Source organism: Massilia sp. IC2-476 (assembly GCF_020707295.1).
In the GTDB taxonomy this organism is placed as follows: Bacteria; Pseudomonadota; Gammaproteobacteria; order Burkholderiales; family Burkholderiaceae_D; genus Telluria.
The window spans coordinates 204127-226348 of record NZ_JAJFER010000007.1 but is presented as its reverse complement, the minus strand read 5'-3'; the positions used below and the strand labels follow the sequence as shown (position 1 = coordinate 226348).

Annotated in this window: 20 protein-coding genes; 19 read left to right on the top strand and 1 reads right to left on the bottom strand. The window is 65.3% G+C overall.

Annotated features, from left to right (window positions below):
- Positions 1-46 precede the first annotated feature (46 nt).
- From tsf to LK539_RS18695, 17 genes are all read left to right on the top strand, one after another.
- On the top strand, positions 47-952 hold the full coding sequence (tsf, locus tag LK539_RS18775) for a translation elongation factor Ts (RefSeq protein ID WP_227802582.1): 906 nt from the start codon (positions 47-49) through the stop codon (positions 950-952).
- Positions 953-1106: 154 nt separating this feature from the next.
- Positions 1107-1823 (top strand): UMP kinase, encoded by a 717-nt coding sequence (gene pyrH, locus LK539_RS18770; protein WP_036207004.1) that lies wholly within the window; start codon positions 1107-1109, stop codon positions 1821-1823.
- 39 nt (positions 1824-1862) lie between these two features.
- Positions 1863-2423: a ribosome recycling factor gene (frr, locus tag LK539_RS18765; protein WP_227802581.1), complete on the top strand. Its 561-nt coding sequence runs from the start codon at positions 1863-1865 to the stop codon at positions 2421-2423.
- A gap of 136 nt (positions 2424-2559) precedes the next feature.
- Complete coding sequence (gene uppS, locus LK539_RS18760; protein ID WP_227802580.1) at positions 2560-3312, top strand: polyprenyl diphosphate synthase; 753 nt, start codon at positions 2560-2562, stop codon at positions 3310-3312.
- 34 nt (positions 3313-3346) lie between these two features.
- Positions 3347-4177 carry a phosphatidate cytidylyltransferase gene (locus LK539_RS18755; protein ID WP_227802579.1) on the top strand — a complete coding sequence of 277 codons (831 nt, stop codon included), beginning with the start codon at positions 3347-3349 and terminating at the stop codon, positions 4175-4177.
- A 13-nt stretch (positions 4178-4190) separates the two neighbouring features.
- The gene (gene ispC, locus LK539_RS18750; protein WP_227802578.1) at positions 4191-5366 is read left to right on the top strand and encodes a 1-deoxy-D-xylulose-5-phosphate reductoisomerase; all 1176 of its coding nucleotides are present in this window, start codon (positions 4191-4193) and stop codon (positions 5364-5366) included.
- A 3-nt stretch (positions 5367-5369) separates the two neighbouring features.
- A complete protein-coding gene (gene rseP, locus LK539_RS18745) occupies positions 5370-6710 on the top strand; it encodes an RIP metalloprotease RseP (protein ID WP_227802577.1) in 1341 nt (446 codons plus the stop codon).
- Between the two features lie 69 nt (positions 6711-6779).
- The gene (gene bamA, locus LK539_RS18740; protein WP_227802576.1) at positions 6780-9113 is read left to right on the top strand and encodes an outer membrane protein assembly factor BamA; all 2334 of its coding nucleotides are present in this window, start codon (positions 6780-6782) and stop codon (positions 9111-9113) included.
- Positions 9114-9165: 52 nt separating this feature from the next.
- The gene (locus LK539_RS18735) at positions 9166-9693 is read left to right on the top strand and encodes an OmpH family outer membrane protein (RefSeq protein WP_227802575.1); all 528 of its coding nucleotides are present in this window, start codon (positions 9166-9168) and stop codon (positions 9691-9693) included.
- Between the two features lie 70 nt (positions 9694-9763).
- Positions 9764-10813, top strand: coding sequence for a UDP-3-O-(3-hydroxymyristoyl)glucosamine N-acyltransferase (gene lpxD / locus LK539_RS18730; RefSeq protein WP_227802663.1), 1050 nt, complete (start codon positions 9764-9766; stop codon positions 10811-10813).
- A complete protein-coding gene (gene fabZ / locus LK539_RS18725; protein ID WP_227802574.1) occupies positions 10810-11301 on the top strand; it encodes a 3-hydroxyacyl-ACP dehydratase FabZ in 492 nt (163 codons plus the stop codon). The genes lpxD and fabZ overlap by 4 nt, the downstream gene beginning before the upstream one ends.
- Before the next feature lies 1 nt (position 11302).
- On the top strand, positions 11303-12091 hold the full coding sequence (gene lpxA, locus LK539_RS18720; RefSeq protein ID WP_227802573.1) for an acyl-ACP--UDP-N-acetylglucosamine O-acyltransferase: 789 nt from the start codon (positions 11303-11305) through the stop codon (positions 12089-12091).
- A 13-nt stretch (positions 12092-12104) separates the two neighbouring features.
- Positions 12105-13235, top strand: coding sequence for a lipid-A-disaccharide synthase (lpxB, locus tag LK539_RS18715; protein WP_227802662.1), 1131 nt, complete (start codon positions 12105-12107; stop codon positions 13233-13235).
- Complete coding sequence (gene rnhB, locus LK539_RS18710) at positions 13232-13879, top strand: ribonuclease HII (protein ID WP_227802572.1); 648 nt, start codon at positions 13232-13234, stop codon at positions 13877-13879. Before lpxB ends, rnhB begins: the two co-directional genes overlap by 4 nt.
- Positions 13876-14673, top strand: a complete 798-nt coding sequence (locus LK539_RS18705; RefSeq protein ID WP_227802571.1) for an RNA methyltransferase — start codon at positions 13876-13878, stop codon at positions 14671-14673. Before rnhB ends, LK539_RS18705 begins: the two co-directional genes overlap by 4 nt.
- Positions 14674-14723: 50 nt before the next feature.
- The gene (locus LK539_RS18700; RefSeq protein WP_227802570.1) at positions 14724-15941 is read left to right on the top strand and encodes an EAL domain-containing protein; all 1218 of its coding nucleotides are present in this window, start codon (positions 14724-14726) and stop codon (positions 15939-15941) included.
- Positions 15942-15951: 10 nt separating this feature from the next.
- Entirely contained in the window at positions 15952-16488 is a 537-nt protein-coding gene (locus LK539_RS18695) for a peptide-methionine (S)-S-oxide reductase (RefSeq protein WP_227802569.1), read from the top strand.
- A gap of 162 nt (positions 16489-16650) precedes the next feature.
- On the opposite strand, the gene LK539_RS18690 is transcribed toward LK539_RS18695, so the two are convergent.
- Complete coding sequence (locus LK539_RS18690) at positions 16651-17499, bottom strand: pyruvate, water dikinase regulatory protein (RefSeq protein ID WP_227802568.1); 849 nt, start codon at positions 17497-17499, stop codon at positions 16651-16653.
- 182 nt (positions 17500-17681) lie between these two features.
- On the opposite strand from LK539_RS18690, the gene ppsA reads away from it, so the two are divergent.
- Entirely contained in the window at positions 17682-20114 is a 2433-nt protein-coding gene (gene ppsA, locus LK539_RS18685) for a phosphoenolpyruvate synthase (protein ID WP_227802567.1), read from the top strand.
- Positions 20115-20248: 134 nt separating this feature from the next.
- Positions 20249-22159: a carboxy terminal-processing peptidase gene (locus tag LK539_RS18680; protein ID WP_227802566.1), complete on the top strand. Its 1911-nt coding sequence runs from the start codon at positions 20249-20251 to the stop codon at positions 22157-22159.
- Positions 22160-22222: the final 63 nt, after the last annotated feature.

Here is a 22222-nt window from a genome sequence, read left to right as displayed (position 1 = left end):
TCCGGCGGACATCCGCTCACACATCAAACATTTGGGAGAATTCAACATGGCAGCTATTACCGCAGCGATGGTTGGTGAACTGCGCGCGAAGACCGACGCGCCGATGATGGAATGCAAGAAGGCACTGACCGAAGCCGAAGGCGACATGGGTCGTGCCGAAGAGATCCTGCGCGTCAAGCTGGGCGGCAAGGCATCGAAGGCAGCGTCGCGTATCACCGCTGAAGGCGTGGTCGCGGCTTACATCTCCGGCAACATCGGCGCGCTGGTGGAAATCAACAGCGAAACCGACTTCGTCGCCAAGAACGACGATTTCCTGGCCATGGCCAACCTGGCAGCCAAGCTGATCGCCGAGAACAACCCGGCCGACGTCGCCGCCCTGGCAGCCCTGCCGCACGAAGGCAAGACCTTCGACGACGTGCGTACGGCACTGATCGGCAAAATCGGCGAGAATATGACCGTTCGCCGCTTCCAGCGCTTCGAAACCACCGCCAAGCTGGCTTCGTACCTGCACGGCGCCCGTATCGGCGTGATGGTCGAGTTCGAGGGTGACGAGCAAGTCGGCAAGGACGTGGCCATGCACATCGCTGCAATGAAGCCGGTCTCGCTGTCGGCAGAGCAAGTGCCAGCTGAACTGATCGAGAAAGAGCGTTCGGTTGCCCAGCTGAAAGCCCAGGAAGACGCCGACAAGGCGACTGCCGAAGGCAAGCAGCCGCAGTCGGCCGAGATCGTCGCCAAGCGTATCGACGGTTCGGTGCAGAAGTACCTGAAGGAAGTCTCGCTGCTGAACCAGGCATTCGTGAAGAACGACAAGCAGTCGATCGAGCAGTACCTGAAGGCCTCGAACGCCAGCGTGAAGGCATTCACGATGTTCGTCGTCGGCGAAGGCATCGAGAAGAAGGTGGACGACTTCGCAGCAGAAGTCGCAGCCCAGATGGCTGCCAACAAGCAGTAATCAACAAAGCGGGCCGTAAGGCCCGTTTTTGCAGGGTGGTGCTGCATGCGTCGTTGGTCGCACGGCTCCACCCGCGCCATCTGTCGTTGCAGATGAGACTGCCTTAGTGGCGGTCAGACCCGAATTCGAAACACAACATAGGAGCCGCTTCATCATGACAAAACCAGCCTACCAACGAGTCCTCCTGAAACTGTCTGGCGAAGCGCTGATGGGTGACGACCAGTTCGGCATCAACCGCGCAACCATCGACCGCATGGTGGCCGACGTGGCGGAAGTGGCGAAGCTGGGCGTGCAGGTGGCGGTCGTGATCGGCGGCGGCAACATCTTCCGCGGCGTGGCCCCGGGCGCCCAGGGCATGGATCGCGCCACCGCGGACTACATGGGCATGCTGGCCACCGTCATGAACGCCCTGGCGCTGGCCGATTCGATGCGCCATGTGGGCATCACGGCGCGCGTGATGTCGGCAATCAGCATCGAGCAGGTGGTGGAACCCTATGTCCGCCCGAAGGCCCTGCAATACCTGGAAGAGGGCAAGGTCGTGGTGTTCGCCGCCGGTACTGGCAACCCGTTCTTCACCACCGACACCGCCGCCGCCCTGCGTGGCGCCGAGATCTCGGCCGAGATCGTCCTGAAGGCGACCAAGGTCGACGGCGTCTACACCGCCGATCCCAAGAAGGATCCGAACGCCACCCGTTACAATTCGATTTCCTTCGACGAGGCGATCGCCAAGAACCTGCAGGTGATGGACGCTACCGCGTTCGCCCTGTGCCGTGACCAGAAGCTGCCGATCAAGGTCTTCTCCATCGTCAAACCCGGCGCGATGAAAGCCGTGATCATGGGTGAAGACGAGGGTACACTGGTACACGTTTGAACCACGTTTCAACATATTTAAGAAGAATAGGAGAGCAGCATGTCCCTAGCTGACGTCAAGAAGAATGCCCAGGACCGCATGACCAAGTCGATCGAGACCCTGCGCGCCAACCTGGCCAAGGTCCGTACCGGCCGCGCCCACGCCGGCATTCTCGATTCCGTGATGGTCGAGTACTACGGCTCGCCGGTTCCGCTGTCGCAGGTGGCCAACCTGACCCTGATCGACGCCCGCACCATCGGCGTGGCCCCGTTCGAAAAGAAAATGGGCAGCACCATCGAAAAAGCGATCCGCGACTCCGACCTGGGCCTGAACCCGTCGTCGCAGGGCGATATGATCCGCGTGCCGACCCCGCCGCTGACCGAAGAGCGCCGCAAGGAAATGGTCAAGCTGACCAAGTCGGAAGGCGAAGACGCCAAGATCGCCGTGCGCAACATCCGCCGCGACGCTAACGAAGCCGTCAAGAAAATGGTCAAGGACAAGACCGCCTCCGAAGACGACGAGCGCCGTTCCGCCGACGAGATCCAGAAGCTGACCGACAAGTTCGTCGCCGAGATCGACAAGCTGCTGGCGGAAAAAGAAAAAGACATCATGACGGTGTAATACCGGGTCTGGGGCAGATGCCCCGCCCAGGCGGACCGGCCCCGGCATGCGTGCTGCGGCCGGTCCGAGTCCCTTTAAGACGGCCGACGCTGCTTGCTTCTCATGAGCTGCTTCGCCGGCCTAGCTGGAAGCAAAGATGTTCAAAAGTTCGACCACAGCCATTCCCGAAGCGCTTGCCGTGCCGCGCCACATCGCCATCATCATGGATGGCAATGGCCGCTGGGCCACCAAGCGACTGCTGCCGCGGGTCGCCGGCCACGTCAAGGGCGTGGAGGCGGTGCGCGGCGTCGTCGAGGCCTGCGTCGAGCGCGGCGTCGAATACCTGACGCTGTTCGCCTTTTCGTCGGAGAACTGGCGCCGTCCGGCCGAGGAAGTCTCGCTGCTCATGAAGCTGTTCGTCACCGCGCTCGAGCGCGAAGTGTCGAAGATGCACGCGAATAACATCCGCCTGAAGGTCGTGGGCGACCTGAGCCGCTTCGACCCGAAGCTGCAGGAAATGATCAGCGCGGCCGAGCGCCGCACCGCCAACAATACCCGCCTTACGGTCAGCGTGTGCGCCAACTACGGCGGCCGCTGGGATATCATGCAGGCAACAAGCAAGATGGTGGCGGCCCATCCGGGCGTCACCGAGTACACCGAAGAGATGCTGGCGCCGCACCTGGCCATGGCCTATGCGCCCGAGCCCGACCTGTTCATCCGGACCGGCGGCGAAGAGCGCATTTCGAATTTCCTGCTGTGGCAGCTGGCGTATTCCGAGCTCTACTTCACGCAAACCTACTGGCCTGATTTCTCGAAGGCGTCGTTGGACGAGGCGATTACTTCCTTCCAGCAGCGCGAACGCCGCTTCGGCCAGACCGGCGACCAGGTGGCGCAGAAGACCAAGGCATAAGACAGACGCACAAGACGGACGCAAAAGACCAATAATGCTCAAGACCCGGATCATCACCGCGCTCGCACTGCTGGCAGTCCTGCTGCCGGTCCTGTACTTCAACAACTACACGGCGTTCGCGGTGGTCGCCTCGGTATTTTTCGGGGCGGCGATCTGGGAGTGCTTCCGCCTGTTTAACCCGGGCACCAGCAAGGCGCCGCTGATCGCCGCATTCTGGACCGCGGCCTTCGTCTACGCCTTCTTCATTTCGCCGAGCCCGAATCCCGTGTTCTGGTTCGCGATCAGCGTGCTGGTGTGGGTGCTGCGCTTCGCACCCTCGCTCAAGCTCGGCCTGCCGCCGCTGAACAGCACCGCCAACACCTTCCTGAGCCTGGTCTATGCCATCTCCGTGGTGGGCTGCTTTGCCGCCATCGTCGAGATGTACCGCTTGTCGCCGCTCTACCTGCTGTCGGTGATGGCCATCGTCTGGGCCGCCGACATCTTCGCCTACTTCTCGGGCAAGGCCTTCGGCAAGCGCAAGCTGGCGCCATCGATCTCGCCGGGCAAATCCTGGGAAGGCGCGATCGGTGGCGGCATCGCCGTGCTGGTGCTGGCCACGCTCAGCATCCTGTTCGGCGGCGAGGCCATGCTCGGCACCTTCGCCGCGCGCGTCCAGGCCGTCCTCGGCTGGGGCGTCCTCTACGCGGTGCTCATCCTCATCGTCGCGGCCAGCGTGGTCGGCGACCTGTTCGAATCCCAGCTCAAGCGCCGCGCCGGCATGAAGGACAGCAGCAACCTGCTGCCCGGCCATGGCGGCGTGCTGGACCGCGTGGACGCGCTCGTCCCGGTCCTGCCACTGGCGGCCCTGATCGGGGCCTGGCTGTAAAAGGAAGCACACCATGCAAAGCATTACCATCCTGGGCGCCACCGGCTCGATCGGCGCCTCGACCCTCGACGTACTCGCACGCCATCCGGACCGCTACCGCGTTCACGCCCTGAGCGCGCACGGCCGCGTCGAGGAACTGGCCGAGGCCTGCCGCCGTTTCAGGCCGGCGCGCGCCGTGGTCGGCTCGGCGGACGCCGCCGCGCGCCTGGCCCAGCTGTTGGCCGGCCTGGACATCCAGGTCGACCACGGCGAAGCGGCGCTGTGCGAGATCGCCTCCAGCAATGACACCGATACCGTGATGGCCGCCATCGTCGGCGCCGCCGGCCTGGCGCCGACGCTGGCCGCCGCCCGCGCCGGCAAGAAGGTCCTGCTAGCCAACAAGGAAGCGCTGGTCATGTCCGGCCAGCTGTTCATGGACGCCGTGCGCGAGCACAAGGCGACCTTGCTGCCGATCGACAGCGAGCACAATGCGATCTTCCAGTCGCTGCCCGCCACCTATGCGCGCGACCCGCAGCTTGCGGGCGTAGCGAAGATTCTCCTCACTGCATCCGGCGGACCTTTCCTGAAGCGCGCCGTCGAGACCCTGGAAGCGGTGACGCCGGACGAGGCCTGCAAGCACCCGAACTGGGTCATGGGCCGCAAGATCTCGGTCGACTCGGCCACCATGATGAACAAGGGCCTGGAAGTGATCGAGGCCCACTGGCTGTTTGGCGCGCCGGCGGAACAGATCGAGGTCGTGATCCACCCGCAAAGCGTGATCCACTCGATGGTCTCCTACACCGACGGCTCGGTGCTGGCGCAACTCGGCAACCCGGACATGCGCACCCCGATCGCGCACGCGCTGGCCTTCCCCGAGCGCATCGCCTCGGGCGTGGCCCAGCTCGACCTGACCGACATGGCCGCGCTGCAGTTCTACAAGCCGGACTTCGAGCGCTTCCCCTGCCTGGCGCTTGCCTTCGACGCGCTACGCGCGGGCGGCACCGCCCCAAGCCTGCTGAACGCCGCCAACGAGGTGGCGGTGCAGTCCTTCCTCGAGCGCGAGATCGGCTTCCGCGACATCGACCGCGTGATCGCGCAAGTGATGCAAGACCTGCCGCACGGCCCGGCGTCCTCGATCGAGGCCGTGCTGGAGCAGGACGCGCGCGCGCGTGAAGCCGCGCAAGCCGTGATCGCCCGCCTGCGAGGCTGAGCCATGAGCCTGATCTATACCGTGCTGGCCTTCGCGCTGGCCCTCGGACCCCTGATCGTGCTGCACGAACTGGGGCACTACCTGGTCGCGCGCGCCTGCGGCGTGAAGGTGCTGCGCTTCTCGATCGGCATGGGCCGCGTGGTCTGGTCGCGCCGTTTCGGCAAGGACCAGACCGAATGGGCGATCTCGATGCTGCCGCTGGGCGGCTACGTCAAGATGCTCGATAGCCGCGACCCCGAGACGGCGCCCAAGGACGAATCCGAGCTGCACCGCGAGTTCACGCGCCAGAGCGTGTGGCGCCGCATCGCCATCGTCGCGGCCGGCCCGATCGCCAACTTCATCGTCGCCATCGGCCTGATGGCAGTCCTGTTCATGCACGGCGTCGAGGAACCCTCGGCGCGCCTGCGCGCCGCGCCCCAGGGCTCGAGCGCGCAGATCGCCGGCGTGCGCGGCGGCGACACCGTGGTGGCCGTGAACGGCAACCCGGTGCAGTCCTGGTCCGAGCTGCGCTGGCAGATCATCCATGCCACCGTCGACAAGCGCGAGCTGCGCATGGCCCTGCGCGGCCAGGGCGGCGGCAGCTATGCGGCGACCATTCCCGCCGAACGGATCGCGCAGCTTGATGTCGAAGGCGACGTCACCACGGCCCTGGGCCTGGACCTGTGGCGCGCGCGCGCGCGTATCGAAAAGGTGCTGCCGGGCGGGGCAGGGGAGCGCGCCGGCCTGCAGCCGGGCGACCTGGTGCTGCACGCCGACGGCAATCCGGTGGTGGACGGCATGGCCTTCACCGAGACCATACGCGCGGCCAGCGGCCGCACCGTGCAGCTCGAGGTCGAACGCGCCGGCCGCGTCGTGCCGCTGGCGGTCACGCCCGAGAAGGACGCGGCCACCGGCCGCGGCATGGCCAAGGTGCTGCTGTCGCAGCCGGTCGAGATGGTGACGGTGCGTTCCGGACCGCTCGAGGCGCTGGCCAGGGGCGCCGAACGCACCTGGGAAACCAGTGTCATGACGATCAAGATGATCGGCAAGATGATCACCGGCGAGGCGTCGTGGAAGAACGTGACCGGCCCGATCACGATCGCCGACTATGCCGGGCAGACCGCGCGCATCGGTCTGGCCACTTATCTGCAGTTCATTGCATTTATTAGTATTAGCTTAGGCGTAATGAATTTGTTACCAATTCCGGTTCTGGATGGGGGCCATTTACTGTATTATTCGCTGGAAGTTTTGACCGGGCGCCCCCTGCCTGCGCGAGTCGGAGAGTTCGCACAGCGCTTCGGAGTCGGCCTGCTGTTCATGCTGATGGCGCTCGCCGTCTTCAATGACCTGGTGCGGTTGCTTTAGAAAGCTCGTCAAGCGGCCCGACGCACCGGCTAAAAATATGTACGTTGTCCAATGACTTTGATCCAGCCAATGAATTCACAACCTGATCGTTTTGCCCTGCCGTTCATCCGTCGCAGCATGATTGGCGCAGCCGTGCTGGCTCTCTGCGCCAGCAATGCCTTCGCAGTCAACCCGTTCGTCGTCAAGGACATCCGGGTCGAAGGCATCCAGCGGACGGAAGCGGGCACCGTGTTCAGCTACCTGCCGGTGCGCGTGGGCGAAACCTTCGACGACGCCAAGGCGACCACCGCCATCAAGGCCCTGTTCGCCACCGGCTTCTTCAAGGACATCCGCCTGGAAGAAGAAAACGGCGTGCTGGTCGTGCTGGTCGAGGAACGCCCGGCAATCTCCTCAGTGGACTTCACCGGCACCAAGGAATTCGAAAAGGACATGCTGGTCAAGGCCCTGCGCGAAATCGGCGTGGGCGAGACCAAGATCTTCGATAAGGCCGCGGTCGACCGCGCCGAGCAGGAGCTCAAGCGCCAGTACCTGTCGCACGGCCTGTACGGCGTGAAGATCACCACCACCGTCACCCCGATCGAACGCAACCGCGTGACGATCATGTTCAACGTCGACGAGGGCGACGTGGCGAAGATCCGCCAGATCACCTTCGTGGGCAACAAGGCCTTCAGCGACAAGCGCCTGCAGGAAGTCCTGCAGCTGTCGAAGTCGGGATGGTTCACCTGGTATTCCAAGGCCGACCAGTACTCCAAGCAGAAGCTGACCGGCGACCTGGAAGCGATCAAGTCGCTGTACCTGAATAACGGCTACCTGGAAGCCAACGTCGAATCGACCCAGGTGTCGATCACGCCGGACAAGCGCGACATCTACCTCACCATCAACATCACCGAAGGCGAGCAGTACACCGTCTCGGGCGTGAAGCTGGAAGGCGAGATGTTCGGCCGCGAGGAAGAGCTGAAGAAGCTGATCCTTCTGCAGCCGGGCAAGACCTACTCGGGCGAACTGCAGGAAGCGACCAACAAGCTGATCGCCGACCGCCTCGGCACCTTCGGCTACGCGTTCGCCAACGTCACCGCCAACCCGGAGATCAACCGCGACAAGCGCGAAGCCTCCTTCACCTTCTTCATCGATCCGGGCAAGCGCGCCTACGTGCGCCACATGAACATCTCGGGTAACACGGTCACCCGCGACGAAGTGATCCGCCGCGAGTTCCGCCAGTTCGAAAGCTCGTGGTACGACGCCAACCGCGTCAAGCTCTCGCGCGACCGCGTCGACCGCCTCGGCTACTTCAAGGACGTGAAGGTCGAGACCCCGGAGTCGCCGGGCACCAGCGACCAGGTGGACGTCAACATCTCGGTCGAAGAAAAGCCGACCGGTAACTTCATGATCGGTGGCGCCTTCTCGCAGTCGGAGAAGTTCACCTTCACCGCCTCGGTCTCGCAGGCCAACTTCGCCGGCAGCGGCAATACCGTCGGCATCGAGGTCAATACCAGCAAGTACAATCGCACGATCGCGGTCTCGCAGACCAATCCGTACTTCACCGACGACGGCATCTCGCGCTCGTTCCAGATGTACCACCGCAATTCGCGTCCGCTGTACGGCTACGGCACCTACTCGACGCGCCAGACCGGCGGCAACCTGACCTTCGGCGTGCCGTTCTCGGAAAGCGATACCGTGTACTTCGGCGCCGGCCTGGAACGCACCCAGATCGAGACCGACGAGAACAGCCCCTTCCTGTACCTCGAGTTCGTGCGCCAGAACGGCGGCGCTGCCAGCGGCATCGGCCGCGCCAGCACCTCCGCGATCCCGCTGACTGCGGCCTGGGGCCGCGACACCCGCGACAGCGCGGTCACGCCGACCCGCGGCCGCTACCAGCGCGCCAACCTCGAGATCGACGCGATCGGCGACCTGAAATACTACCGTGCCGTGTACGAGCAGCAGTGGTATCGCCCGCTGACCTCGTGGATGACGCTGGCCCTGCGCGGTGAGTTCGACTACGGCAAGGGCATCGGCGGCGACCGCTACCCGGTCTTCAAGAACTTCTACGCGGGCGGCATCGGTTCGGTGCGCGGCTACGAAAGCTCGACCCTGGGCGTGGTGGACGAGGCCTACGGCTACGCGATCGGCGGCTCCAAGCGTCTCATCGGCAACGCCGAGCTGCAATTCCCGTTCCCGGGCAGCGGCAAGGACCGCAGCCTGCGCTGGTTCGCCTTCGTCGACGGCGGCCAGGTCTACCAGGAGAAGGAAAAGATTCGCCTCGACCGGATGCGCTACTCGGCCGGTATCGGGCTGTCGTGGATTTCCCCGGTGGGTCCGCTCAAGTTGAGTTATGCTAAGCCTTTGAACAGCCTGCCGGGCGACCGACTGGAGCGCTTCCAGTTCCAGATGGGTACCGGCTTCTGACAGGCCAGACGGCGCCTGCGCCTCGCGCAGGCCGCCAGAATTGCGGAGAAAGATGTTGAAAACGCTGATAGCCAACCTGCCTCGGACCCTGATCCTGGCCGCGCTGTGCGCAGCGCCGCTGGCGCCGGCGCACGCCCAGGCCCAGCCGGGCGCGGGCCGGATCGGTTTTGTCGCCACCGAGCGCCTGATGACCGAGTCGAAAATGGCGAAGACGGCCGATGCCCGCATCGAGGCCGAATTCTCGAAGCGCCAGAAGCTCGTCGAGGAAACCGTCACCAAACTCAAGCAGATGTCCGAGAAGTTCGACAAGGAGGCGCCCGGCCTGACCGACATCGACCGCACCCGCCGTGCGCGCGAACTGCTGAACATGGAAAAGGACGTGCAGCGCATGCAGCGCGAGTTCCAGGAAGACCTCATGCAGCGCAAGAACGAAGAGCGCGCCGCGATCGCGACGCGTGCCTACAAGATCATCGAGCAGGTGGCCGAGCAGGACAAGCTCGACGCCGTGCTGGCCGAAGCCGCATGGTACAGCCCGCGCATCGACATCACCGACAAGATCCTGAAGCTGCTCGACAAGTGATACGTCCACGGACGGCGCAGCACCAGACTTTGAGAAGCACCACATTTTGACTGACACCCGACACACCAACATCGGCATTCGACTCGGCGACCTGGTCGAACGCTTCGGCGGGCAGCTGGTCGGCGATCCAGGCATCACCGTCAGCGCCATTGCGCCCCTCGACAGCGCCGGCCCCGAGCACATCAGCTTCCTCAGCAACAGCAAGCTGCGCGCCCTGGCGGCGCAAAGCGGGGCTGCGGCCCTGATCCTGTCGCCGCTGGACGATCCGAGCGTGGCCGCGACCTACGAGGGCGCGCGCATCGTCACCACCAACCCGTACGCCTATTTCGCCCGCGCGGCGCAGTATTTCGTGTCGCTGTCCGAGACGCCGAAGGCGCCCGGCATCGACCCGAGCGCGGTCGTGTCGCCACAGGCAACGGTCGACCCGACCGCCCACGTCGGCCCGCACGTGACGGTGGAAAGCGGCGCCGTGATCGGCGCCCACGCCGTGATCGACGCCGGCTGCTTCATCGGCCGTGACGCGCGCATCGGGGCGGACACGCACTTCTTCGCCAACGTTACCTTCCACGCCGGCTGCAGCATCGGCGCGCGCGGCATCGTCCATTCGGGCGCCGTGATCGGCACCGACGGCTTCGGCTTCGCCGTCGAAGCCGGCGTGTACATCAAGATCCCGCAGACCGGGCGCGTGGTGATCGGCGACGACGTCGACATCGGCGCCAATACCTGCATCGACCGCGGCGCCCTGGCAGACACGGTCATCGAGGACGGCGTCAAGCTCGACAACCAGATCCAGATCGGCCACAACTGCCACATCGGTGCCCATACCGCGATGGCGGGCTGCGTCGGCGTGGCCGGCAGCGCGAAGATCGGCAAGCACTGCACCTTCGGCGGCGCCGCCATGGTGCTGGGCCACCTTGAGATCGCCGACAACGTCCATATCTCGTCGGGCAGCATGGTCTCGCGCTCGGTGCTCGAGCCGGGCCAGTACACCGGCTTCTACCCGCTGGCCAAGAACGCCGAATGGGAACGCAGCGCCGCCATCGTGCGCAACCTGGCCTCGATGCGCGAAAAGATCCGCACGCTCGAAAAAACCATCAAAACTCTCTCAGAACAACAATGAATACCGAAGTTCAAACGACCGCGAAGACGACCCTCGACATCAATGCGATCAAGGAATACCTGCCGCACCGCTATCCGCTGCTGCTGGTCGACCGCGTGCTCGACGTCGAGCTGGGCAAGCGCATTACCGCCATCAAGAACGTCACCGTCAACGAAGAATTCTTCAACGGCCACTTCCCGCACAAGCCGGTGATGCCGGGCGTGCTGATGATCGAAGCGATGGCGCAGACCGCCGCCATCCTGTCGTTCATGACCATGAACGTGAAGCCGGACGAGAATTCGGTCGTCTACTTCGTGGGCATCGACAACGCGCGCTTCAAGCGTCCGGTCGAGCCGGGCGACCAGCTCAAGATGGAAGTCGAGATCCTGCGCGTCTCGCGCGGCATCTGGAAATACAAGGCCGTCGCCAGCGTCGACGGCAAGGTGGCGGTCGAGGGTGAACTGATGTGCACCATCCGCGCCAACGACAACGCAGCGGCAGGGCAGTAACATGAGCAAGATTCATCCGAGCGCGATCGTCGACCCGAAGGCGGAGCTGGACAGCTCGGTCGAGGTCGGCCCGTACTCGATCATAGGTCCCGATGTGCGCATCGGCGCCGGCACGGTCGTCGGCCCGCACGTGGTCATCGAAGGCCATACGACGGTCGGCAAGGACAACAAATTCTTCCAGTTCTGCTCGATCGGCGCCGCGCCGCAGGACAAGAAGTGGAAGGGTGAGCCGACCCGCCTCGAGATCGGCGACGGCAACACCATCCGCGAATTCGTCACCATGAACCTGGGGACCACCCAGGACGAAGGCGTGACGCGCTTGGGCGACGACAACTGGATCTCGGCCTACGTCCACCTGGCGCACGATTGCCAGGTCGGCAGCCACACGATTTTCTCGAACAATGCGCAGCTGGCGGGCCATGTGCACGTGGGCGACCATGCGATCCTGTCGGGCTACTGCGGCGTGCACCAGTTCTGCAAGATCGGCGCACATGCCTTCATCGGCATGTACACCAGCCTGACGCAGGACGTGCCGCCCTTCGTGCTGGTGTCGGGCAACCCGGCCGGCCAGCGCGGCATCAACATCGAAGGCCTCAAACGCCGCGGCTTCACGCGCGAGCAGATCGACGGCATCCGCGCTGCCTACAAGCAGCTGTACCGCTCGGGCCTGACGCTGGAAGAATCGAAGGCTGCGCTGCTCGAGCTGGAAGCCCAGCATGCGGCGGCAAGCGCCGACATCCGCGCCATGCGCGAATTCCTCGGGGTGGCTACCCGTGGCATTGTCCGCTGAGGTTTCGCTAGCGATGGTCGCCGGTGAGGTGTCCGGCGACATGCTCGCCGCCCGCCTCATGGCCGGCCTGCGCCCGCAGCTCCCCAACGCACGCTTCCACGGCATCGGCGGACCGCGCATGATGGAGCAGGGGATGGTGTCGGACGTGCCGATCGAGACCCTCACGGTGCGCGGCCTGTTCGAGATCATTCCGCGCTACCGCGAAATCAAGGGCATCCAGAACAGCCTGCGCGACCGCCTGCTGGCGGAACGCCCGGCGGCCTTCATCGGCGCCGACTACCCGGGCTTCAACCTCGGACTGGAAGAGCAGCTGCGCGCGCAGGGGATTCCGACCGTGCACTTCGTCAGCCCGCAGATCTGGGCCTGGCGCGGCGGGCGCATCAAGAAGATCAAGCGCGCCGTCTCCCACATGCTGGTGATCTTCCCCTTCGAGGAAGCGATCTACCGCGCCGCCGGGGTGCCGGTGACCTATATCGGGCATCCGCTGGCCGAAATGATCCCGCTGCAGCCCGACGTCGCTGCGGCGCGCGCGGCGCTCGGCATTGCGCACGATGCGCGCGTGGTCACGATCATGCCGGGCAGCCGCATGGGTGAGCTGAAGTACCTGGTCGAGCCTTTTGTGGCGGCTGCGAAACTGCTGGCCCAGCGCGATCCGAAGCTGGTGTTCGTCGCGCCGATGGCGGGCGAGCGCCAGCGTGCCTACTATACCGAGATCGTGAACAAGGCCGGCCTGGCCGACGTGCCGGTACGGCTGATCGATGGCCAGTCGCATGCGGCGATCGCGGCCGCCGACGCGGTGCTGGTGGCCTCGGGGACGGCGACGCTGGAAGTGGCGCTGTTCAAGAAGCCGATGGTGATCGCCTACAAGGTCATGCGCGCTTCCTGGGAAATCATGCGCCACATGGGCTACCAGCCCTGGATCGGCCTGCCGAACATCCTGGCGCGCGAATTCGTCGTTCCGGAGTATCTTCAGCATGCGGCCACGCCGCAGGCCCTGGCCGACGCGGTGCAGCGCCAGCTGGACGACCCGGCCGGGAACGAGGTGCTGGCGCGCCGCTTTACTGACATGCACCACAGCCTGCTGCGCAACAGCGCGGAGGCGAGCGCGGACGCGGTGCTCCGCGTGATAGGACGTAAGAAATGAGTAGAAAGAAGGTCAATTTTTACCCGGGACTCCCGCCACGCCTGCGGCCGTTCACCGACGCCGACATCGTGTGCGGCGTGGACGAGGCCGGCCGTGGCCCGCTGGCGGGACCGGTGTTCGCCGCCGCCGTGATCCTCGACCCGAAGCGCCCGATCGAGGGCCTGCGCGACTCCAAGAAACTGACCGAAGCGCGCCGCGACGAGCTGGCGCCGCTCATCAAGGAACATGCGCTGGCCTGGGCCATCGCCGAGTGCACCTGCGAAGAGATCGACACCCTGAACATCCTGCATGCGACCATGCTGGCGATGCGCCGCGCGGTGGAGGCTCTGCAGACCATGCCGACCATCGCCCTGATCGATGGCAACCGCTGTCCGCCGATGGAGATCAAGGCCCACGCCGTGGTCGAAGGCGACGACAAGGTGCACGCCATCTCGGCCGCCTCGATCCTGGCCAAGACCGCGCGCGACGCCGCGCTGGTGCAGCTGCACGCGCAGTATCCGCAATACTGCTTCGACCAGCACAAGGGCTACTCGACCGCGCTGCACCTGGAGCGCCTGCGCCTGCACGGGCCGTCGCCGGTACACCGACGCTCGTTTGCGCCGGTGCGGGAGCTGCTGCAGCCGGACCTGTTCGCCGCCGCATGAAGAGCATTACCTCGCGCGACAACGCGTTCTACAAGGAGCTGAAAAGCCTTGCCACCAGCTCGCAGGCGCGCCGCAAGGCGGGTCGCAGCCTGCTGGACGGCGTCCACCTGTGCGAAAGCTGGCTCGAGCTGCGTGGCGCGCCCGAGCACTGCGTGGTGTCCGACGAAGCGCTGAACAACCCCGAAGTGGCCGCCATCGTCGCGCGCGTCGAGTCCCTGCATGCCCACGTGACCGCGTTGCCTGAGGCCCTGTTCGGCGCCATCAGCCAGGTCGAGCACGGCGTGAACATTGTCTTCATCGTCGAATCCCCGACCCCTTCGAAAGCGCCCGGGCTGGTCGAATCGAGCGTGCTGCTCGACGGCGTGCAGGACCCCGGCAACGTCGGCTCGATCCTGCGCAGCGCCGCCGCCTCGGGCATCAAGCAGGTCTACTGCAGTCCCGGCACCGCCTTCTGCTGGTCGCCGAAAGTCCTGCGCGCCGCGATGGGCGCCCACTTCGTGCTCGACATTTTCGAGAACATCGAGCTGGCGCCGCTGGTGCGCGAGGCCAGGGTGCCGGTGCTGGCCACCAGCGGCTACGCCAGCGAGCAGCTGTACGCACTCGACCTGCGCCACCCGGTCGCCTGGGTGCTGGGCCATGAAGGGCAGGGTGTCTCGCGCGAACTGCTGGAGCTGGCCACGCACCGCGTCGCCGTCCCGCACGCGGGCAAGGTGGAGTCCCTGAACGTGGCCGCCTGCGCCGCCGTGTGCTTCTTCGAGGGGCTGCGCCAGGGGCAGCTGGCCGCTCGGCCATAGACGCCGGGCTGGCCTTCAGGTTAAGCTGCGTCAGACAGACTGGAGTAGAGATGGACATCGCGCATTTGCACTTCCTGGTGGCGGAAGCCGACGCAGCCCAGCGCAGGACGCTGGTAGAGCTGCTCGGCCAATTGGGCGCGAGCCGCGTCACCGACGTCCCGGACGGGCACCTGGCGCTGCAGCGCCTCGAAGCCGGCTTCACGCCGAAGGTGGACGTTGCGATCGTCGACCTGGCGCTGCCGGGCATGGACGGCCTCGAACTGATCCGCAGCGTGGGGTCGCTGCATGCAGCGACGGGGGCGGTCGTCGATGGCCTGCGCCTGATCGTCACCGGCGCCCAGCCGGCCGGCCTGCTGTTCTCGGTCGAGACCCTGGCCCAGGCCTATGGCGTCGAGCTGCTGGGCACCGTCGGCAAGCCGGTCACCGCCGCCAAGCTCAAACCCCTGCTCGACAACTACACCCCGCTCGTGCGCAGCAGCGAAGCTGCAGGCAGCCCGCGCTTCAGCTTCCAGGAAATCGGCATCGGCCTGCAGAAGCGCCAGTTCGAACCCTTCTTCCAGCCGAAGATCGAACTCGCGACCGGCCAGGTGAAAGGCCTGGAAGCCTTCGCCCGCTGGCGCCATCCGGAACACGGCGTGCTGGGTCCCGGCGCCTTCATCGACGCGCTGGAACAGAACAACCGGGTCGACTTCCTCGACTGGAGCATGATCGAGCTCTCGGCCGAGCGCTGCCGCTGGCTGCAGGACCAGGGCATCCCGGTCCCGATCTCGATCAACCTGGCGCCCGAGACCCTGGCCCATCCAGCCTTCGTGCGCCAGATCACGGCCTGCATCGGGCGCCACCGCATCCTGCCGGAATACCTGACCTTCGAGATGCCGGAATCCTCGGTCCTGAACACCGACCCCGAGTTCATCGAACGCCTGGTGCGCCTGCGCATGATGGGCTTCGGCCTGGCAATCGACGACTACGGCACGGGCAGATCGAACCTGCAGCTGCTGGCGCGCATCCCCTTCACCGAACTGAAGATCGACCGCAGCTTCGTCGACGGCGCCTCCAAGCGCCGCCCGCTGGGTACGGTGCTGCGTTCCTGCCTCGGCCTGGCCCACAGCCTCGACCGCATGTCAGTGGCGGTTGGCGTGGAAACCCGCCAGGACTGGGACTTCCTGCAAAACCTCGGCTGCACCTACGCGCAGGGCTACCATATCGCCAATCCCATGGAAGCGGCGGCCTTCCCCGGCTGGCTCGAAGACTGGCGGCACTTCTTCTAAGGGTGCCGTCATGACCCATGCAGCTTCGCAAGGGGAAACTTTGTTGTCTGCGGAGGTGCAGAGAATCGGCTTTGGTGGAGGCTGCCATTGGTGTACTGAAGCCGTCTTCGCTGCTCTTCGCGGCGTTATCCGCGTGGAGCAGGGGTTCATCCGGGCCGACGCGCCCGACGACAACTTCTCCGAAGCCGTGCTGCTCACCTTTCAACCAGTCGAAATCTCGCTCGGGTCCTTGATCGAGATCCATTTACGGACGCATTCAAGCACGTCGAACCACGCCATGCGGCGCAAGTATCGCAGCGCGGTTTATGTAATGGACGAGGCCCAGGCCGAAGCTGCACGGCGCGTCCTGATAGAAGTCGGGCCAGGATTCGAGGCGCCTCTTGTCACGCGAATCCTGCCCTTTCGAAGCTTCAAAGCGTCGGATGAGCGCTTTCAGCGCTATTCTGAAAAGAATGCCGGCGGCCCGTTCTGCACCACCTATATCGACCTGAAGCTGGCGCTGCTTAGAAAGGAATTCGGCGGTTTACTGAGGTCGGCACGTGAGTAGCCGCGGAAGTCAGACGCGTGGGAACTTCTCGAATCGGCCCAGAGCGAATATGCATTTAAGGAGATTTGCAGAAAGCTTAGGTAACGGGAATGAGGGACGGAGTCGATTTGCAGGAAATTCTGGAGAATTGCTGAACAAGCTGACCCTGGCCCCGATGCAGTCTTAGTACTCGCGGCGGTCCGGTTTGATTTCTTGCAGGATCGTCGTAGCGATTTCTTCGATCGATTTGGTGGTCGACGACAGCCAGCGGATGCCTTCGCGGCGCATCATCGCTTCCGCCTCGTTCACCTCGTAGCGGCAATTCTCGATCGACGCATACTTGCTGCCCGCGCGGCGCTCGTTCCGGATCTGGGACAGGCGCTCGGGGGTAATCGTCAGCCCGAACAGCTTGGATTTGAACGGCGGCAACGAGGAAGGCAGCTTGCCGCGCTCGAAATCGTCCGGGATCAGGGGGTAGTTCGCCGCCTTCAAGCCATATTGCATCGCCAGGTACAGGCTGGTCGGGGTCTTGCCGGAGCGTGACACGCCCACCAGGATCACATCCGCCTCGGCCAGGTTCTTGTGCGACTGACCGTCGTCATGGGCCAGCGAAAAGTTGATCGCTTCGATCCTGTTCTTGTACTCCTCGGTGTCCACTGCATTGTGGATGCGTCCGATCGTGTGCGTCGACTTCACGCCCAGTTCCTGCTCGAGCGGCGACACGAAGGTCTGGAACAGGTCCATGTGCATTCCCCTGGCGGCCCGGATCACGCTCGACAGGTCATGTTTCACCAGGGTCGAGAACACGATCGGGCGCTGGCCGTCGCGGCTGAAGCTGTCGTTGATCCGGCGCGCCGCCTCGTGCGCCTTTTCGATCGAATCGATGAAGGGGAGGCGGATCTGGCGGAAGCGCATCTCGAACTGGCTCAGCACCGCGTGACCAAAGGTCTCTGCCGTGATGCCGGTACCGTCCGAAACGAAGAATACGGTGCGCGAGGGGGGAGTGGCGGGAACGCTGGTCTCTACGGTCATGGTGTCGATTTGCTAAGTCTTGCTGTCAAACTAGCAGCATGGTCTGCCGGTCACGGGGTAAAATGCTCGGCAACGGGTCTGCATTGTGCTGCACGACGGCCAGAATAACAAGAACACTCCGTCGCCCAGCAGATTGTGAAATGCGCCAAAAGCTTTCTATCATCAAGTAAGGGTGTATCACCATGACCAACCTGTCTGTAGCGGCATTGAAGGAGCCTGACCAAGCCTCACGCGTCTACGTAGCATCGTTCGAGAACCTGCGCATGACCGACGTCGAGTCGGTCGGCGGCAAGAACGCCTCGCTCGGTGAGATGATCTCGCAGCTGGCCGGCGCCGGCGTGCGCGTGCCGGGCGGCTTCGCCACCACGGCCGACGCCTTCCGCGACTTCCTCGAACACAGCGATGGCGGGCCTTCGCTGGCCCAGCGCATCGCCACGCGCCTGGAGAACCTCGACATCGACGACGTGCGCGCGCTGGCCAGCGCCGGCGCCGAGATCCGCCAGTGGATCGTCGACACCCCGTTCCAGCCGCGCCTGGAACAGGAAATCCGCACGTTCTACGAGCGTCTGGTGGCCGATTCCAGTACCGAAGTCTCGTTCGCGGTGCGCTCCTCGGCCACCGCCGAAGACCTGCCGGACGCCTCGTTCGCGGGCCAGCAGGAGACCTTCCTGAACGTGGTCGGCATCGACAACGTGCTGGAAGCGATGAAGCATGTCTTCGCCTCGCTCTACAACGACCGCGCGATTTCCTACCGCGTCCATAAGGGCTTCACCCACGCCGAAGTCGCGCTGTCGGCCGGCGTGCAGCGCATGGTGCGTTCTGACACCGGCGCCGCTGGCGTCATGTTCACCATCGACACCGAGTCCGGCTTCAAGGACGTGGTCTTCGTCACCTCCAGCTATGGCCTGGGCGAGACCGTGGTCCAGGGCGCCGTCAACCCGGACGAGTTCTACGTCCACAAGCCGATGCTGGCCCAGGGCAAGCTGCCTGTCATCCGCCGCAACATCGGCTCCAAACTCATCAAGATGGAGTTCACCAACGAGGCCAAGGCCGGCCGTTCGGTGAAGACCGTCGACGTGCCGATCGAGATGCGCAACCGTTACTCGCTGAGCGACGCCGAGGTGGTCGAGCTGGCGAAGTACGCGGTCATCATCGAGAACCACTACGGCCGTCCGATGGACATCGAGTGGGGCAAGGATGGCCGTGACGGCAAACTCTACATCCTGCAGGCGCGTCCGGAAACCGTGAAGTCGCAGCAGAAGGCCAGCGACGCCCAGCAGCGCTTCAGCCTGAAGGGCACCGGCACCGTGCTGACCAGCGGCCGCGCGATCGGCCAGAAGATCGGCGCCGGCCCGGTGCGCGTGATCCAGGACCCGAGCGAGATGGAACGCGTGCAGCCGGGCGACGTGCTGGTGGCCGACATGACCGACCCGAACTGGGAGCCGGTCATGAAGCGCGCCTCGGCCATCGTCACCAACCGCGGCGGCCGTACCTGCCACGCGGCGATCATCGCGCGTGAACTGGGCGTGCCGGCGGTCGTGGGCTGCGGCGATGCCACCGAAGCGCTCAAGGACGGCACGTTCGTGACCGTTTCGTGCGCCGAAGGCGACGAGGGCAAGATCTACGACGGCCTGCTGGAAACCGAGATCACCGAAGTCTCGCGCGGCGAGCTGCCGCCGATCCCGACCAAGATCATGCTCAACGTCGGCAACCCGCAGCTGGCCTTCGACTTCCAGTCGGTGCCGAACGCCGGCGTCGGCCTGGCGCGCCTCGAGTTCATCATCAACAACAACATCGGCGTGCACCCGAAGGCCATCCTCGAGTACCCGAACATCGACAACGACCTGAAAAAGGCGGTCGAGTCGGTCGCCCGTGGCCACGCCTCGCCGCGCGCCTTCTACGTCGACAAGCTGGCCGAAGGCGTGGCGACCATCGCCGCCGCCTTCTGGCCGAAAAAGGTGATCGTGCGCCTGTCCGACTTCAAGTCGAACGAGTACAAGAAGCTGATCGGCGGTTCGCGCTACGAGCCGGACGAAGAGAACCCGATGCTGGGCTTCCGCGGCGCCGCGCGCTACCTGGCCGAGGACTTCGCCGAGTCCTTCGAGATGGAATGCATGGCCATGAAGCGCGTGCGCGAAGACATGGGCCTGACCAACGTCGAGATCATGATCCCCTTCGTGCGCACCCTGGGCCAGGCCGAGAAGGTCATCGAGCTGCTGGCCAAGTATGGCCTCAAGCGCGGTGAAAACGGCCTGCGCGTCATCATGATGTGCGAAGTACCGTCGAACGCCATCCTGGCCGAGCAGTTCCTGCAATACTTCGACGGCTTCTCGATCGGTTCCAACGACCTGACCCAGCTGACCCTGGGCCTGGACCGCGATTCCGGCATGGAGCTGCTGGCCAAGGACTTCGACGAGCGCGACCCGGCCGTGAAAGCCATGCTGAGCCTCGCCATCAAGGCCTGCCGCGCGCAGGGCAAGTACATCGGCATCTGCGGCCAGGGGCCGTCGGACAATCCGGACTTCGCCGAATGGCTGGTGGGCGAGGGCATCGAGTCGATGTCGCTGAATCCGGACTCGGTGATCGACACCTGGCAGAAGCTCGCCAAGGGCTAAGCGCCGCCGGCCAGACTCCCGCCACAGCCCCGCCAGCGCAAGCCGGCGGGGCTTTTTCATTGGGGCGGCTTGCCCATGCTAGACTCGCTCGCATTTCTCGACAGGAGCGGTACATGGGGTTCAGGCACGCGTGGATGGCACTCGGATTGGCCCTGAGCACCCAGCTCATGGCCGCCGACGTGCTCATGAAGCCGACGGCGGCGCAGGCGGAAGCCGCGCTCTGGACCTCGCGGGTACTCGAACGTTACCGCTACAAGCCGGAGGGGCAGTCGGCGCCTGCCGGGGTTCCCGTGCTGGATGCCTATCTGGATGCGCTCGACCCGGACCGCCTGGTGTTCACCCAGGCCGACGTCGAGGCCTACGACTCCCTGCGCGCCGGCCTGGGAATGGCCCGCAAGGCGCCCGATGTGGCAATCGCGTTCACCATCCACGACCGCTATCGCGCGCGCCTGGCGGACCGGATGGTGGCCGCCGTGGCGCTGCTCGACCAGCCGATGGATTTCAGCGGCAAGGAGCGCTACCAGCGCCTGCGCACAGGGGCGGCGCGGCCGCGCGACGGGCAGGAACTGGACCGGCTCTGGCGCCTGCGTGTCATGGACGATTACCTCAGCCTGCGCCTGGCGGGACTGGCCGAGGAGGACGTCAGGCTCAGGCTGCGGCAGCGCTACCATGCCCAGCTCAGGCACGCCGAGCGCATGCAACCCATGGCCGTGTTCGAGCGCTTCATGAGCGCCTACACCCGTTACCTCGACCCGGACTCGGCCTACCTGGCCGAGGAGGGCGGCTACCACGGGGCTACCCACCGCCTGTCCGGGATCGGCGTCGACATCGGGTCGAAGGCGGGCCTGATACGCGTGCACGCAATGGCGCCGGATGGCGCGGCGGCGCGCTCGGGCCGCCTGAAGCCGGGCGACCGCATCCTCGGCCTTGCGCGCAATGCCGCCGAGCCGATGGTCGACGTGGTCGGCTGGCCTGCGGACGAAGTCGCCGCGCTGGCGGACGAGGTGGTCGGGGTCGAGATGATCCTGGATGTACTGCCTGCGGGCGCCTCGCCCGATGCCCCGCGCACGCGGGTCGGCCTGGTGCGGGACAGGGAGCCGGGGCCCACCAGGCTGGCCGAATCCCGGATCGAGGTCGTCAAGCGTGGCGCGGCAAGCTACCGGATCGGCGTGGTGAAGGTCCCGGAGTTTTACCAGGACACCGCGGCAAAGCGCCGTGGGCTCACGGAGTTTTCCAGCATGAGCCGCGACCTGGCGGTCCAGTTGGGGGCACTCAGGCGCGACCGGGTCGATGCCCTCATGCTGGACTTGCGCGGCAACGGCGGCGGCGCACTCGACGAGACGCTGCGCCTGGTCGGGCTGTTCGCGCCGGGTGCGCCCGTCACGCAGCAGCGCTCGGGCAAGGGCGAGATCAGCGTCGAGAAGGCGCCGGAGGGCGCAGCAGCGTGGGACGGACCGCTCGCGGTCCTGGTCGACAGGGGCAGCGCGGCCGGCGCCGAAATCGTCACGGCTGCCTTGCAGGACCTCGGGCGCGCCATCGTGCTGGGTGACCGCACGTATGGCAGGAGCACGGTCCAGACGCTGGTCGACCTGTCGCGGTTGTCGAAGGATATTCCGGGCGAGCTGAAAATGACCGTGTCGCAGGTGTTCCGTCTCGATGGCAGCAGTTTCGAAGGGCAGGGCGTCAAGCCCGATATCCTGCTGCCCGGCCTGGCCGACGCCGGCCCCGCACAGGCGCCGGGCAAGGCATTCGACAGCCCTCCCTTGATGCCGCTCGCTTACCGCAAGGATGCCACGCTCGCCGCGCGGCTGCCGGCTTTGCGCGCTCGGCACCAGCAACGGTGTGCGAAGGACGCACGTTGCCAGGCGCTGCTGGCGAGCCGCGCGCTGGATGAGCGCGGGCAGCGCGAAGTCTCGCTGAACGAAGCGGAGCGGCGCAGCATGCGCGACGCGCAGCCCGTCATCGATGCGCGGACGGTCCAGCAGGCTGAAGCCCTGCAGGTCCTGGCGGACGCGCTGGTGCTGGCGCGAGAGGCCAAGCCTTGAGGGGCGCAAGGGCTATGCGCCTGCGATAAACGGTGGGCGCCACGCTTCCATTCCCCTCCAGAC